Origin of the sequence: Janthinobacterium fluminis, assembly GCF_028595325.1 — a bacterium.
In the GTDB taxonomy this organism is placed as follows: domain Bacteria; phylum Pseudomonadota; class Gammaproteobacteria; order Burkholderiales; family Burkholderiaceae_D; genus Janthinobacterium; species Janthinobacterium fluminis.
Genome location: NZ_JAQQXR010000002.1, coordinates 107,577 through 121,463 on the forward strand (window position 1 = coordinate 107,577; position 13,887 = coordinate 121,463).

At 63.0% G+C, this 13,887-nt stretch carries 15 protein-coding genes, 1 tRNA gene and 2 pseudogenes; 8 read left to right on the plus strand and 10 right to left on the minus strand.

What is annotated here, in order from left to right; genetic code table 11:
• Positions 1–100 precede the first annotated feature (100 nt).
• Positions 101–769 carry a hypothetical protein gene (locus OIK44_RS06325; protein WP_273669889.1) on the minus strand — a complete coding sequence of 223 codons (669 nt, stop codon included), beginning with the start codon at positions 767–769 and terminating at the stop codon, positions 101–103.
• Positions 770–1,318: 549 nt separating this feature from the next.
• Positions 1,319–1,395, minus strand: a tRNA-Pro gene (locus tag OIK44_RS06330).
• 251 nt (positions 1,396–1,646) lie between these two features.
• Here OIK44_RS06330 and OIK44_RS06335 point away from each other — a divergent pair.
• From OIK44_RS06335 to arsC, 3 genes and pseudogenes are all read left to right on the plus strand, one after another.
• Complete coding sequence (locus OIK44_RS06335) at positions 1,647–1,973, plus strand: ArsR/SmtB family transcription factor (protein WP_273669890.1); 327 nt, start codon at positions 1,647–1,649, stop codon at positions 1,971–1,973.
• A 17-nt stretch (positions 1,974–1,990) separates the two neighbouring features.
• Positions 1,991–2,382, plus strand: a pseudogene (locus OIK44_RS06340) (hypothetical protein); the annotation flags it as partial.
• A gap of 3 nt (positions 2,383–2,385) precedes the next feature.
• Positions 2,386–2,730 (plus strand): annotated as a pseudogene (gene arsC / locus OIK44_RS06345) (arsenate reductase (glutaredoxin)); the annotation flags it as partial.
• Between the two features lie 88 nt (positions 2,731–2,818).
• On the opposite strand, the gene ispB reads toward arsC, so the two are convergent.
• Entirely contained in the window at positions 2,819–3,808 is a 990-nt protein-coding gene (gene ispB, locus OIK44_RS06350) for an octaprenyl diphosphate synthase (protein WP_273669891.1), read from the minus strand.
• A 291-nt stretch (positions 3,809–4,099) separates the two neighbouring features.
• On the opposite strand from ispB, the gene rplU reads away from it, so the two are divergent.
• The 4 genes from rplU (at position 4,100) to proB (ending at position 7,365) form a co-directional block, all read left to right on the plus strand.
• A complete protein-coding gene (gene rplU, locus OIK44_RS06355) occupies positions 4,100–4,411 on the plus strand; it encodes a 50S ribosomal protein L21 (RefSeq protein WP_038500602.1) in 312 nt (103 codons plus the stop codon).
• A gap of 41 nt (positions 4,412–4,452) precedes the next feature.
• Positions 4,453–4,725 (plus strand): 50S ribosomal protein L27, encoded by a 273-nt coding sequence (rpmA, locus tag OIK44_RS06360; RefSeq protein ID WP_273669892.1) that lies wholly within the window; start codon positions 4,453–4,455, stop codon positions 4,723–4,725.
• Between the two features lie 91 nt (positions 4,726–4,816).
• Positions 4,817–5,926 carry a GTPase ObgE gene (obgE, locus tag OIK44_RS06365; protein WP_273669893.1) on the plus strand — a complete coding sequence of 370 codons (1,110 nt, stop codon included), beginning with the start codon at positions 4,817–4,819 and terminating at the stop codon, positions 5,924–5,926.
• A gap of 320 nt (positions 5,927–6,246) precedes the next feature.
• Positions 6,247–7,365: a glutamate 5-kinase gene (gene proB, locus OIK44_RS06370; RefSeq protein ID WP_273669894.1), complete on the plus strand. Its 1,119-nt coding sequence runs from the start codon at positions 6,247–6,249 to the stop codon at positions 7,363–7,365.
• Positions 7,366–7,374: 9 nt separating this feature from the next.
• Here the strand turns inward: proB and OIK44_RS06375 are convergent, their stop codons facing one another.
• From OIK44_RS06375 to rsxB, 5 genes are all read right to left on the minus strand, one after another.
• Positions 7,375–7,752: a DUF1801 domain-containing protein gene (locus OIK44_RS06375; protein WP_273669895.1), complete on the minus strand. Its 378-nt coding sequence runs from the start codon at positions 7,750–7,752 to the stop codon at positions 7,375–7,377.
• Between the two features lie 70 nt (positions 7,753–7,822).
• A complete protein-coding gene (locus OIK44_RS06380) occupies positions 7,823–8,215 on the minus strand; it encodes a VOC family protein (protein ID WP_273669896.1) in 393 nt (130 codons plus the stop codon).
• A 53-nt stretch (positions 8,216–8,268) separates the two neighbouring features.
• On the minus strand, positions 8,269–8,961 hold the full coding sequence (locus OIK44_RS06385) for a VIT1/CCC1 transporter family protein (RefSeq protein ID WP_273669897.1): 693 nt from the start codon (positions 8,959–8,961) through the stop codon (positions 8,269–8,271).
• A gap of 1 nt (position 8,962) precedes the next feature.
• Positions 8,963–9,610 carry an endonuclease III gene (gene nth / locus OIK44_RS06390; RefSeq protein WP_273669898.1) on the minus strand — a complete coding sequence of 216 codons (648 nt, stop codon included), beginning with the start codon at positions 9,608–9,610 and terminating at the stop codon, positions 8,963–8,965.
• Entirely contained in the window at positions 9,607–10,296 is a 690-nt protein-coding gene (gene rsxB, locus OIK44_RS06395; protein WP_273669899.1) for an electron transport complex subunit RsxB, read from the minus strand. The genes nth and rsxB overlap by 4 nt, the downstream gene beginning before the upstream one ends.
• A gap of 246 nt (positions 10,297–10,542) precedes the next feature.
• On the opposite strand from rsxB, the gene OIK44_RS06400 reads away from it, so the two are divergent.
• Complete coding sequence (locus OIK44_RS06400; RefSeq protein ID WP_273669900.1) at positions 10,543–11,343, plus strand: substrate-binding periplasmic protein; 801 nt, start codon at positions 10,543–10,545, stop codon at positions 11,341–11,343.
• A 47-nt stretch (positions 11,344–11,390) separates the two neighbouring features.
• Here OIK44_RS06400 and OIK44_RS06405 read toward each other — a convergent pair whose 3' ends face one another.
• Together OIK44_RS06405 and OIK44_RS06410 are read right to left on the minus strand one after the other, a co-directional pair.
• Positions 11,391–12,611, minus strand: a complete 1,221-nt coding sequence (locus OIK44_RS06405) for a polyhydroxyalkanoate depolymerase (RefSeq protein WP_273669901.1) — start codon at positions 12,609–12,611, stop codon at positions 11,391–11,393.
• 213 nt (positions 12,612–12,824) lie between these two features.
• Positions 12,825–13,877 (minus strand): NAD(P)/FAD-dependent oxidoreductase, encoded by a 1,053-nt coding sequence (locus OIK44_RS06410; RefSeq protein WP_273669902.1) that lies wholly within the window; start codon positions 13,875–13,877, stop codon positions 12,825–12,827.
• Positions 13,878–13,887: the final 10 nt, after the last annotated feature.

Genomic DNA, 13,887 nt, shown 5'->3' on the forward strand with positions numbered 1-13,887 from the left:
AACCGGGGCCTGCATTGTGGTCGAAAAAAAAGCGCCCTGCGCAACGGTGCAAGGCGTCTTGGTTAAATGCGGGCGCGCGCAGCGAGATTTGTGCAGGTTCTTATCTAGGGATTGTCTTCAAGACCGTTACGAATGCGCTGACATGGTCTAGCGAAATATCGCGCGCAAGCTCGATGAATTCTCTTGCCGTGATTGTGAGGTGTGAGGACGGTTGCATCGGCTGAATCAGTGGCCCTATCTTGTATCCATAACGCAACGAATGACCCACGAGCGGGTCCGTTGTAGCATGAATGATTCGAAAAGCATCGGCATGGACAAGCGCGTTGCGGACACGGAGAAGCGTTTTGTATCGCTTGTCGTCGACAACGCCGTCAATCCAAGCACGCCACGGCGACTTTACAAGGCCCCGCTTGTCCGTGACCTTTCCAGAGCTGACATTAACACTATAGTAGGCCCGGATGTCATCTTCGCCATGGCCCCGGTGGGCGAATCCACCGAGTCTCGCGGCGGCCGCGATACAAAGGTCTAGGCTTGTCAGAGCTCCTGCCGCCGCCCAGTGAACATGACTATCGTCGACGACATCGTTATGGAATTCATCGTCAGGCCAGAGGTCCTTGAAGCGAAGATCATCTATCTTAGCGAGATAAACGAGTGATTCCGCTGCGCGGCCGGCAGCACTTGCGAGGTGCGCAATAGCCCCATCTTGCGAATTGTTTGCTCCGTTCAGGATTCGTCCGATTTCCTCGTTTGCCGCTTGATCGAGTCTCATTAATGCTTCGCTCCTTGGTGTCGAGATTCTATGTTGCCGGCAAGCCCCGCCACCCAACTACATCTAGAAACCCGAATTGTCGGAAACTTTCTGATATTCCAATGCGCTGTTCACTTCTGGTCGGTGGCAAACATTACCGATAGACGAATTGTTCCGTAGGGGGACACCGATGCGAGTTGCTGCCAACGAGACGACTTTTGCGTCTCATGAGAGTTGATGTGGTACTTCTGAGACATCTTCCTGCTCGGTATAGACTTACCTGAGACGCCTTTCCGCCTTTGCCATTTGCATGTAGCGCGAGCACGTCGGCATGGAATGCGAGCCGGTAAGGTCAATCACGGGCAGGTGTTTGTCACGATTTTGACAACTTATTCCGCCAAGTAGTTTAACCATGCCCCGACCGCCGCATGTAGCGCAAGGCCGATAGCCCCTTGATATTGCCTGATTAAGCGTCAGCTAAATACATGTTACATTCGTCGCGTAAGAGTAGGTATGTGCCAAGTCCCATTTGATTGTAGATGCGTTTAGTGAAATTTATAAGATAATTTTTGGTCGGGGTGAGAGGATTCGAACCTCCGGCCTCTGCGTCCCGAACGCAGCGCTCTACCGGGCTGAGCCACACCCCGACTGATACATGAATTACAGCAGATATGCGGCCATTTTTCAACCGCCACCCGCTTGACGCGGCGCCAACACTGCTGCTGGATACAACGGTTTCCAGCAGCAACTTTGGGGTCAGGTCTAGACATGGCGGTTTTTCTGCCTGGTTTTGAGTGGACACAGCCCCGGCATGGTTCTTTTTCTGCACAAACCGCCATGTCTAGACCTGACCCCAGGGGGGATTGCAACTAAATGATATTTTGATTATTATCGAAATATGGAATCTTCTGCCGCAATTGTTTCCTTGGCCGCGCTGGCGCAGGCGTCGCGCTTGGCTGTGTTCCGCCTGCTGGTGCAGGCCGGCCCCGCCGGGCTGGCAGCCACGAGGATCGCCGAGGCGCTCGATATCGCGCCATCGTCGCTGTCGTTTCATTTGAAGGAGTTGGCACACGCGAATTTGGTGACGTCGACCAAGGCCGGGCGGTCGATTATTTATTCGGCTGATTTCGCGGCGATGAATGGTTTGTTGGCATTTTTGACGGAGAATTGTTGCGGCGGGAAGCCTTGCGCACCCGCTTGCGGCGCCGGGGAGGGGCAGCCATGAAGCCGGCCCTTTCCACGCCGGGTCTGTTTCGGGCGGTCGCGCAGCCGGAGCTGGCGCGCGTGCATTTTCCCCTCGGTGCGCTGATTTGGGCGATGATTGTTCCGATGCTCGCCAAGATTGATTTCGCCGCGCTGGCGCAGGTGAGACGCCAGTGGCGCGGCATCGCCGTGACCTTGGGCGTCAATTGGTTGGTCAAGCCGAGTGATCGCGATGCTGGCCAGGCCGTCGAGCCTGATCGGCGCCTCTAATTTTTTTCGAGCTGGCCGCGGCGACGGCCATCAGCCTGTTCGGCTTTCAATTTGGCGCGGCGCCGGCAACGGTGGTCGGCGCGCTGATTGAGGTGCCGCTCATGCTGCTGGCGGTCGCCGTCGTTAAGCGCTCCCAACCCTGGTATGAAGCAAAGGTATAAATCATGACTATTACGATCTATCACAACGCCGCCTGCGGCACGTCGCGCAATACGCTGGCGCTGATCCGCAACGCCGGCGTCGAGCCGGAGATTGTTGATTACCTCAAGAATCCGCCGTCGCGCGACACCTTGATGGATTTGATCGCGCGTGCCGGCCTGACCGTGCGCGGCGCGCTGCGCGAGAAGGGCGAGTTGTACGCCGAGCTGGGCCTGGCCGATGCCCATTCGGACGAGGCGCTGCTCGACGCGATGCTGGCCCATCCGATTCTGATCAACCGCCCCTTCGTCGTCACCGAGAAGGGCGTGCGCCTGTGCCGCCCGTCCGAGCTGGTGCTCGATATTTTGCCGCAATAAAAAAGCCGGGGACAGACCACGATTTCCGAGAAATGTTTCTCGAAAATCGTGGTCTGTCCCCGGCTGTCCGGCGCTGTCGGTGTTAGTGGTTGCGGTCGACGGCGAAGACGCACAGTTGCAGCAGGGCTTGCTTGTACTGGCTTTCGGGCAGGCCGGCGACGGCTTCGGCCGCGCGCCGCGCCGCCGCTTCCGCCGCGCGCCGCGTATAGTCGAGCGCGCCGCTGCTGGTGACGGCCGCCAGGATGGCGTCGAAGTGTTGTTCGTCGCCTTTTTCGATGCAGCTGCGTACCAGTTCGCGTTGTTCCGGCGTGCCGTTTTCCATCAGGTAGATCAGCGGCAGCGTCGGTTTGCCTTCGCGCAGGTCGTCGCCGACGTTCTTGCCGATTTCCGCGGCGTCGCCGGCGTAGTCGAGCACGTCGTCTATCAGTTGGAAGGCCGTGCCCAGCGAGCGGCCGTATTCGCCGGCCGCGTCGATGTCGGCGTCGCTGGCGCCGGAGATCAGGGCGCCCAGTTGCGCGGCCGCCTCGAACAGCTTGGCCGTTTTCGAGCGGATGACCTGCAGGTAGCGTTCCTGGTTGACGTCGGGGTCGTGCATGTTGAGCAGTTGCAGCACTTCGCCTTCGGCGATGACGTTGGTGGCGTCGGAGAGGATTTGCATCACGCGCATATTGTCGAGCGTGACCATCATCTGGAAGGAGCGCGAGTACAGGAAGTCGCCCACCAGCACCGAGGCGGCGTTGCCGAACAGGGCGTTGGCCGTCTGGCGCCCGCGCCGCATCGACGATTCGTCGACGACGTCGTCGTGCAGCAGCGTGGCCGTGTGGATGAATTCGACGACGGCCGCCAGTTCGTGGTGGGCCGTGCCCCGGTAGGAGTAGGCGTTGGCCACCAGCAGCACCAGCACGGGGCGGATGCGTTTGCCGCCGGCGCTGATGATGTATTCGGCAATCTGGTTCACGAGGCTGACCTCGGAGTGCAGTTTTTGCCGGATCACGGTGTTGACGGCCTCCATGTCGGCGGCGATCGAGAGGGCGATGGTGTTCTGGGTGGCGGTTTTGTTAGCGGCAGACAAGGCGAACCTGCAATAGACGTTAGGTGCCGCGATTATACGACATGCCCAGGGGCGCTGTGCTTATTGCCGCGGCCGCCAGCCCCTTGTTTTGCGTTTCCTTTACCCGCGGCGGGTTTTTGCCCCCCTTGCCGCCCTGTCCGGCGTGTCGACATACCACGCCGGCCGGGGTTTGTGAATAGTTTTTGACGGCATTTCTCAGTCCGTGTATAATCGCCAGTCCTCCTGACCTTGCACGGCTTGCCTGGCTGGGCCCAGAGAGAATTCTTTCAACATTTGATGAGGTTTCAAATCATGTACGCGGTCATAAAAACCGGTGGCAAACAATACAAAGTTGTCGCTGGCGAAAAACTTAAAGTAGAACAGATACCGGCAGACATTGGTTCCGAAATCACCATCGATCAAGTACTCGCAGTAGGTGCGGGCGACACCATCAAGTTTGGTGCCCCATTGGTCGAAGGTGCAACGGTACTGGTTACGGTTGTGGCGCATGGTCGCCATGATAAGGTCAAAATTTTCAAGATGCGTCGTCGTAAGCACTACCAAAAGCATCAGGGCCATCGCCAGAATTTTACCGAAATCCAAATCGTTTCGATCAACGGCTAAGCCGCTGCTTGAATTCATAATCAGCTATCAAGGAGTTTTAAATGGCACATAAAAAAGGTGGCGGCACAACGCGCAACGGCCGTGATTCAGAATCAAAACGCCTGGGCGTCAAGGTTTACGGCGGCCAAACGATCAATGCTGGCGGCATCATCATTCGTCAACGCGGCACCCCAGTGCGCGCCGGCGAAGGCGTAGGCATGGGCAAGGACCACACCCTGTTCGCGCTGATCGCCGGCAAGGTGAAGTTCGTTATCAAGGGCGCCAAGTCGCACCAGTTCGTTACCGTTGTTCCGAACGAAGCAGTACCAGCGTAATACTTCGCGTATTCGCATCATGTAAGGCGCAAGCCTTCAATCGAAAGGCTCTGCCCCAGGTAGGGCCTTTTTAGTTTTATGGCGGCAAATTATGAAGTTTATCGACGAAGCAAAAATCGAAGTCATCGCTGGCGATGGCGGCAATGGCTGCGCCTCTTTCTGTCGTGAGAAATTTAGGCCCTTCGGCGGCCCCGACGGCGGTGACGGCGGCAAGGGCGGCACCATTTGGGCTGTCGCGGACCGCAACATCAACACGCTGGTCGATTTCCGTTTTTCCAAAATGCACAAGGCCAAAAACGGCGAGCCGGGCCGCGGCGCCGATTGCTACGGCAAGGGCGCGGACGACATCCACCTGCGCATGCCGGTCGGCACGCTGATCGTCGACAATGCCAGCGGCGAGATCATCGCCGACTTGACCGAGCACGGCCAGATCGAATTGCTGGCCAAGGGCGGCGAGGGCGGCTGGGGCAACATCCATTTCAAGTCGTCGACCAACCGCGCGCCGCGCCAAAAGGGCGAGGGCAAGGAGGGCGAGCGGCGCGAGCTGCGCCTGGAGTTGAAGGTGCTGGCCGACGTCGGCCTGCTGGGCATGCCGAACGCCGGCAAGTCGACCTTCATTTCGGCCGTCTCGAACGCCCGTCCGAAGATCGCCGACTATCCGTTCACCACCTTGCACCCTAACCTGGGCGTGGTCCGCGTGTCGCACGAGAAGAGCTTTGTGATCGCCGACATTCCCGGCTTGATCGAGGGCGCTTCCGAAGGCGCCGGCCTGGGCCACCAGTTCCTGCGCCACCTGCAGCGCACCGGTTTGCTGCTGCACATCGTCGACCTGGCGCCGTTCGAGACCAACGTCGATCCCGTCAAGGAGGCGAAGGCGCTGGTCAAGGAGTTGAAGAAGTACGACGAGTCGCTGGTCGACAAGCCGCGCTGGCTCGTGCTCAACAAGCTCGACATGGTGCCGGAAGAGGAGCGCAAGAAGCTCGTCAAGGATTTCCTCAAGCGTTTCGCCTGGAAGGGGCCGGTGTTCGAGATTTCGGCGCTGAACCACAACGGTTGCCCGGAATTGGTCAACGCGATCTATCAGCATCTGGAAGAGAAGAAGCACAGCGAAAGCCGCGCCGAGGAAACCCAGATGACGGAAGAGGCGCGCGGCATTTCCTCGATCGACCCGGACGATCCGCGTTTCAAGATCCTCGACTGAGGCTCCGGCCGCCGCGCCGACAGCGGCGGCCCGCCCCGGCGGTTTGCCTCGGGCGTCTATTCATGCAACACTCTTGGGGTGGGCGGCTACCGCCGCCCGCCCACGCCGGGGCCGGCCCGCTATCGCGGGCGCGGCCCCGTTGGCGCGATGCCCGGCGCACAGCCTGCCGCGGCGATGTCACAGCAATGTTCGTCCTGGCGCAAGCGCCCGGCCGTGTGCGCGCGGCCCCGCGGCTTGCCCGGGTTTTTTGTTTGTCATGTGCGGGGTGGCCCGGCCTGCCGGCGTTGCGCCCCGCGTCTTGAGATAAGAGCCGCCGCACCATGAATTCCGTCATTCAAAAAGCCACACGCATCATCATCAAGGTCGGCTCCTCGCTGGTCACCAACGACGGCCGCGGCCTGGACCACGCCGCCATCGCCCGCTGGGCCGTGCAGATCGCCGCCTTGCGCGCGCTGGGCAAGGAGGTCGTGCTGGTCAGCTCCGGCGCCGTCGCCGAGGGCATGCTGCGCCTCGGTTTCGAGCGCCGCCCCACGGATATCCACGAATTGCAGGCTTGCGCCGCCGTCGGCCAGATGGGCCTGGCGCAAATCTATGAAACCAGCTTCCGCGCCCATGGCCTGGGCACGGCGCAGGTCTTGCTGACCCACGCCGACCTGGCCGACCGCGAGCGCTACCTGAACGCGCGCTCGACGCTGACGACCTTGCTGCGCTTCGGCGTGGTGCCCATCATCAACGAGAACGACACGGTCGTCACCGACGAGATCAAGTTCGGCGACAACGACACGCTGGGCGCGCTGGTGGCGAACTTGATCGAGGCCGACGCCTTGATCATCCTGACCGACCAGCACGGCCTGTTCTCGGCCGATCCGCGCAAGGACCCGCAAGCCTATCTGATCACGCAGGCGCAGGCCGGCGATCCGGCGCTGGAGGCGATGGCCGGCGGCGCCGGCAGCAGCATCGGCCGCGGCGGCATGCTGACGAAGATCCTGGCGGCCAAGCGCGCCGCCAAGTCGGGCGCGCACACCATCATCGCCTGGGGCCGCGACAGCGACGTGCTGACGCGTCTGGCCGGCGGCGAGGCCATCGGCACCGAGCTGACGGCGCAGACGGGCCACCTGACGGCGCGCAAGCAGTGGATGACGGACCATTTGCACACGGCCGGCATGGTGGTGCTGGACGCCGGCGCCGTGCAGAAGCTGACGCGGGAGGGCAAGTCGCTGCTGCCGATCGGCGTCACCGAGGTCAGGGGCGAGTTCGGCCGCGGCGCCGTCATCACCTGCATCGGCGCGGCCGGCGAGCCGGTCGCCCGCGGCCTGTCGAATTACACGAGCGCCGAGGCGCGCCGCATCATGCGCCGGCCGTCGGCGGAGATCGAGGCGATTCTGGGCTTCATGGAAGGCCCGGAGCTGGTGCACCGGGACAATATGGTCTTGCTCTAAGGGGCGGCCCTATGCGCCGGCCCCGGCCGGGTTGGCGTTGCTGTAGGCTTGTGTCACGTAGTCGCGCACGCGTTTCTCTTGCAGCTCGGCGGCGCTGCGCAGTTTGAGGTGGCGGCGCAGCTTGCCGCTGCCTTCCAGCAGTCGCAGCGGATCGTCGAGGTCGCAGCCCTTGCCGAATTCGAGGGAGACGTGTTCCTTGTAGGCGAACACGCCGCAGAAATGCTTGTCGGCGGCGAACATGATGCCGCCGTACATGACGCCCTCGGTGGCGTCGGCGGCGACCTCGCGCACGGTGGCGCGCACGGCCTGGACCACGTCGTAGAGCGCCGGGTCGAGGGTGCGGATGTCGTCGAGCAGGGCGGCGACGCGGTCTGCGCTATTTTTCATGGTCGATCTTCCATTTTGTGCTGAGCGGACATGCAAGCGGGACCAGCCCCCCGGGATGGGCGCCGCGACCTCAGCCCGCCATGGGCGTGCACAGCTCCACCAGGCTGCCGTCCGGGCAGCGCAGGTAGGAGACGGTCTGGCCCCAGGGCTTGGTGGCGGGCGCGGCCATTTCGCTGGCGCCGGCGGCCAGCGCCGCGCGGTGCGCCGCCTCGACGTCGTCCGTGACGAGGGCGATTTCCATGCCCAGCGCCTGCGCCGAGGCGTCGGCGCGGACGTGGCCGCCCGGGAAGTTCATGTCGCCCAGTTCGTGGGCGGCGAACGCCAGCGTCGTCGCGCCCGTCTCCAGTTCGCCGTATTGGCCGGACTCGTGCAGGAAGCGGCGCGCCAGGCCGAAGGCCGTTTCATAAAAGCTCAGGGATGCCGCGACGTCGGGGACGTAGATGATGGTGTAGCCGAATTTCATGCTGGACCTCGTTTGGTGTGTGCCTCAATATTACATTAAATGCAATTGCCTGCCTAGGCGATCAAGCGCGCGACGCAAAAGGCGGCGCCGGCCGCCAGGCCGCCGACGCCCAGGGTCTGCAGCGCCGAGCGCAGCGCGCCGGTGCCGCTGTAGCGCCCCTTCAGGTAGCCGAAAATCCATAGCGCGCAGAGGGTGACGGCGGCCGATGTCAGCAGGGCCTGGCGCGGCCCCTCCATCAGCATATACGGCGACAGCGGGATGAAGCCGCCGACGATGTAGGACAGCGCGATGGTCAGCGCGCTGCGCTTCGCGGCGGTCCGGTCCGGTTCCTCCAGTCCCAGCTCGAAGCGCATCATGAAGTCGCGCCAGGCGGCCGGGTCGCGCTCCAGGCCGGCCAGCAGCGGCGCGCATTCCTCGCGTGTGACGCCGTAGCGGGCCATGATGTCGATGATTTCGCGCCGCTCGCGCCTTGGCAGGTCGCGGATCTCCTGTTCTTCGCGGGCGCGTTCGGCGTAGTAGTGCTGGCGCTCGGAGTGGGCCGCCAGGTAGCCGCCCAGGCCCATGGCGATCGAGCCGGCGGCGATTTCGGCGATGCCCGCCGTGACGACGAGTTGCATGCCGGCGGCCACGCCGCTGATGCCGGCCGCCAGCGCGAACGGCACCGTCAGGCCGTCCGCCATACCGATCACGATGTCCCGCACCAGCGCGCTGGATTGGAAGTGCTGTTCGGTGTGCGGCGCGCCCATGTCACAGCTCGGCCGGCGCCGGGGTTTTGTCGCGGTACTCGCACAGGTCGGCGATCATGCAGTTCCAGCATTGCGGCTTGCGCGCCGTGCAGGTGTAGCGTCCGTGCAGTATCAGCCAGTGGTGGGCGTCGAGCAGGAATTCCTTGGGTACGAACTTCAGCAGCTTCTGTTCGACGATGTCGACGTTCTTGCCGGGCGCGATGCCGGTGCGGTTCGAGACGCGGAAGATGTGCGTGTCGACGGCCATCGCCACTTCGCCGAAGGCCGTGTTGAGCACGACGTTGGCGGTCTTGCGGCCGACGCCGGGCAGTTCGACCAGTTGCTCGCGCGTGCGCGGCACTTCGCCGCCGTATTGCTCGACGAGGATGCGGCAGGTGGCGATGACGTTCTTCGCCTTGGTCGGGTACAGGCCGATGGTCTGGATGTAGCCCTTCAGCTCGTCGAGTCCCAGCGCGAGGATGGCGGCCGGCGTGTTGGCCACCGGGTATAACAGGCGCGTGGCCTTGTTGACGCCGACGTCGGTGGCCTGGGCCGACAGCAGCACGGCGATCAGCAGTTCGAAGGGGCTGCTGTATTCGAGTTCCGTCACCGGCTTGGGGTTGGCGGCGCGGAAGCGGGTGAAGATTTCCAGGCGCTTGGCGGCGTTCATGCCTCGCCTTTCGCCGCGGCGGCCTTGGCGCGGGCCCTTTCCATCGCCGCGGCGATGATGGCGCGCTTGCGCTCCTTCTCGGCGATTTCCTCGGGCGTGTTGCTCGGTTCGGCCGTGACGGCCTGGAGTTTCGCGACGGCCTTGGCGGCCAGGCGGGCGTCGTTGTCGGCCCGTTCGCGTTGCAGGCGCAGCGTGCGGAAGTCGTGCCGCGCGCGCGCGGCGGCGGCCTGTTCGGCCGTCCACGCGTCCCAGCCGCTGCGCTCGCCGCTGACCGGGTACATGACGATGCAGTCGACCGGGCAGGGCGCCACGCACAGGTCGCAGCCGGTGCACAGGCTCGGCAGGATGGTGTGCATTTGCTTGGCCGCGCCGATGATGGCGTCGACCGGACAGGCCTGGATGCACAGCGTGCAGCCTATGCACAGGTCTTCGTCGATGAAGGCGACCGGGCGCGGCCGGTCGTAGCCGTTGACGGGGTTCAGGGGGATGACCGGGCGCCCCAGCAGGCCGGCCAGGCGCGCGATGCCCTCGGCGCCGCCGGGCGGACACTGGTTGATGTCGGCGGCGCCGGCGGCGATCGCCTCGGCGTAGGGGCGGCAGCCGTTGAAGCCGCATTTGGTGCATTGCGTCTGCGGCAGCAGGTCTTCGATCTGGTCGGCGAGTGGGGGCTGGTCTGGGTGCGGCACGGTGGTCTTCGAGACGGTAAAACGCCATTATCCAATATCTGGGCGCGGGATGGAAAATCCCGCGTCAAGGCGCGGGCGGCGGCCGCCGTCCGGGGCGACTGTGGCGCAACTGCCAATTTTCCAAACTATTTCCCTATTGAATAATCGCATGCAGACAAACAACTTTGAAATCAGGATTGTTTATGGGAGGATATTATTACTATAGACGATCATGCCGCTTGCGGTCCTGTTTTTGGGAGTTGGGTAATGAGTTACTTCAGGACGGTCGGTCTGCTCGCCTGCCTGGCGCTGTCCTGGCCGGCGGGCGCGGCGGAGGTGTCCGGCGGCGCCCTGCGTCCCATCCGTTTCGCGGCCGAGGATTGGCCGCCTTTCGTTTCGCCGGCGCTGTCCGGCGACGGCCTGTCCGGCACGCTGGTGCGCGCCGCGTTCGAGCGGGCCGGCTACCGCTTCAGGGTTGATTATTTCCCGTGGAAGCGCACCATGCAGTTCGGCTTGAGCGATCCCGCCTACGCCGGTTTCCTGGCCGTCTGGCGCACCCCGGAGCGGGAGCGGCTGTGCCATTTTTCCGCGCCCATCGGCAGTACCCTGACGGTGCTGGCCTATCTGAAGGAGGCGCCGCTGCAGGCGGCCACGCTGGCGCAGCTGAAGGGCACCAAGATCGGCACGGTGGCCGGCTATTCGAACGGCGAGCAGTTCGACGCCCTGGTCCGCAGCGGCGAGCTGGCCGTGGAGGAGGGCGTCAACGACGACACCAATCTGCGCAAGTTGCTGACGAAGCGGTTTCGCGTGATCGTCATTGAAAAGCACGTGCTGCGGCACTTGTTGCTCAGTACGCATTTCAGCCAGGCCGAGCGGGCCCGCATCACGATCGCGGAGCATTTCTTCAAGGAGCGGCCCGTGCATATGTGCTTCCGGCGCACGCCCGAGGGCTTGCTGCAGCAGCAGCGTTTCAACGATGCGGCCAGGGAACTCGATCTGGGCAAGCTGGAGCGCGAATACTGGAAGCGCGCCGGCGCGGCGTCGGCGCCGGCCGGGCTGGATTTTTAGGCGGAGTCAGGCGCGGGCCGGGGGCGTTCCCCCCGGCTGGTTCGCGCCTAGCCGTGCTGCCGGATGAACTTGCTGATTTCCGGGCAGATCACTTCGCGCCAGCGGCGTCCCGAGAAGATGCCGTAATGGCCGCATTTCGGCGCCACGAAGTCGCGCTGCATGTCGGCCGGAATGCCGCTGCACAGGTCGTGCGCGGCCTGGGTCTGGCCGGCGCCGGAGATGTCGTCGAGCTCGCCCTCGACGGTGAACAGGGCGACGTTGGTGATGTCTTGCGGGCGCACCAGCTTGCCGCCCACTTCCCAGCTTCCCTTCGGCAGCTTGAATTCCTGGAACACGGTGCGTATCGTGTCCAGATAGTATTCCGCCGGCATGTCGAGCACCGCGTTGTACTCGTTGTAGAACTGGCGGTGGCCTTCCGCCGGCTCGTCATCGCCCGTTACCAGGTGCATATAGAACTCGCGGTGGCTTTGCGCGTGGCGACCGGGGTTCATGGCGATGAAGCCGGCGTGCTGCAAAAAGCCCGGATACACCTTGCGGCCGAAGCCGGGATAGTTCGGCGGCACCGCGTAGATGACGGTGTTCTCGAACCACGAGAACTTCTTTTCGGTGGCCAGGTTGTTGACCTGGGTCGGCGAGCGGCGCGGGTCGATCGGTCCGCCCATCATCGTCATGGTCTTCGGCATTTTCTTGTCTTTGGCCGAGGCCATCAGCGAGATCGCCGCCAGCACCGGCACCGTCGGCTGGCAGACGGAGATCACGTGCAGGTCGGGCGCCAGCAGGCGGATGAATTCCTGCACGTAGAAAATGTAGTCGTCCAGGTGGAAGGGCCCGGCGCTGGCCGGCACCATGCGGGCGTCGGTCCAGTCGGTGATGTAGACGTCGTGCTCGGCCAGCAGGCCGCGCACGGTGTCGCGCAGCAGGGTCGAATGGTGGCCCGACAGCGGCGCCACCAGCAGCACTTTCGGCTGCGCCGGCGCGCCCGCGTCCTTCTTGAAGTGCAGCAGGCGGCAGAAGGCTTTGTCGACGACGACGTGCTCGCTGATGGCCACGCTCTTGCCCTGGACCTCCACCGCGTCGATGTCGAATTTTGGTTTCTCGTAGTCTTTACCGAGCCGGTACATCAATTCGTAGCCGGCCGCGATGCGTTGCGAGAAGGGGGTGTGGGCCAACGGGGAAACCGGGTTGGTGAATAATTTGGAGGAAATGTCGGCCCATTGCATCACCGGAGTGAGGAAGGAGCGTTGCATTTCGTGCAGTTGGTAGAGCATAAATGTTTCCTCGTAGGGTGCCAGGCGCGGTTTTAGCTCCAAACATCATAATCCAATTATAGAATAATTGTTCGTGACGTAAAGCAGTTTGTAATTCCGTATGGCAATTGCACGTCCGGGGAGCGGCAGCACCGCACCTCCATGATGCGCTCAAAACGGAAAAAAGCAGCGTTTCCGCTGCTTTCGGTGTTGCGTTTTGGTCTTGCCAGAATCTTAGTCGAAGACGGGGGTTTCGACGCCGAGAATCTTGTGCAGCTTCGGCGAGGTCGTCGTGTACTGCATGTGGATTTTCTTGTCCGGGAAGATGTAGGGGGCGGCGCCGAAGGCGGCCAGCGCCGCTTCGTGGAAGCCCGACAGGATCAGTTTTTTCTTGCCCGGATAGGTGTTGATGTCGCCAACGGCGAAGATGCCCGGCACATTGGTTTCGAATTTCTCCGTGTCCATGACCTTCAGTTGGCGGCGCTCGATGTCCAGGCCCCAGTCGGCGATCGGGCCGAGTTTCGGCGACAGGCCGAAGAACACCAGCAGCATGTCCAGCGGCAGGCGGCGGGTGACGCCGTCGGCGCCGGTGACCTTGATTTCGCTGAGCTGGCCGTCCTTGGTTTCAAAGCCGGTGGCCTGGCCGATGATCAGCTGCATCTCGTATTCGTCGCACAGGGCCTTCATCTTCGCCACCGACGCCGGGGCGGCGCGGAAGTCTTCGCGGCGGTGCAGCAGCACCACGGATTCGGCCTTGCCGACGAAGTTCAGGGCCCAGTCCAGCGCCGAGTCGCCGCCGCCGCAGATGACGATGTTTTTGCCGTCGAACAGGGCAGGCTGCTTGACGCGGTAGAACAGTTGCGAGCCCTCGAAAGCCTCGATGCCGTCGACCTTCAGCGTGCGCGCCTGGAACGAGCCGACGCCGGCGGCGATGAAGATGGTCTTGGTCAGGAAGCGCGTGCCGGCGCTCGTTTCGACGTTGAAGCGGCCGTCTTCGCGGCGCTCGACCAGGGTCACTTCCTGGTTCAGGTGGAAGGTCGGTTCGAACGGCTCGATCTGCTTGAGCAGGTTGTCGGTCAGTTCCTGGCCCGTGCACACGGGCACGGCCGGGATGTCGTAGATCGGCTTGTCGGGATAGAGTTCGACGCACTGGCCGCCCACGGCCGGCAGCGAGTCGATGATGTGCGCCTTGATTTCCAGCAGGCCCAGCTCGAATACCTGGAACAGTCCGACGGGACCGGCGCCGATGATGACTGCATCGGTTTCGATGATGTTGGGAGTACTCATACGATGTGAT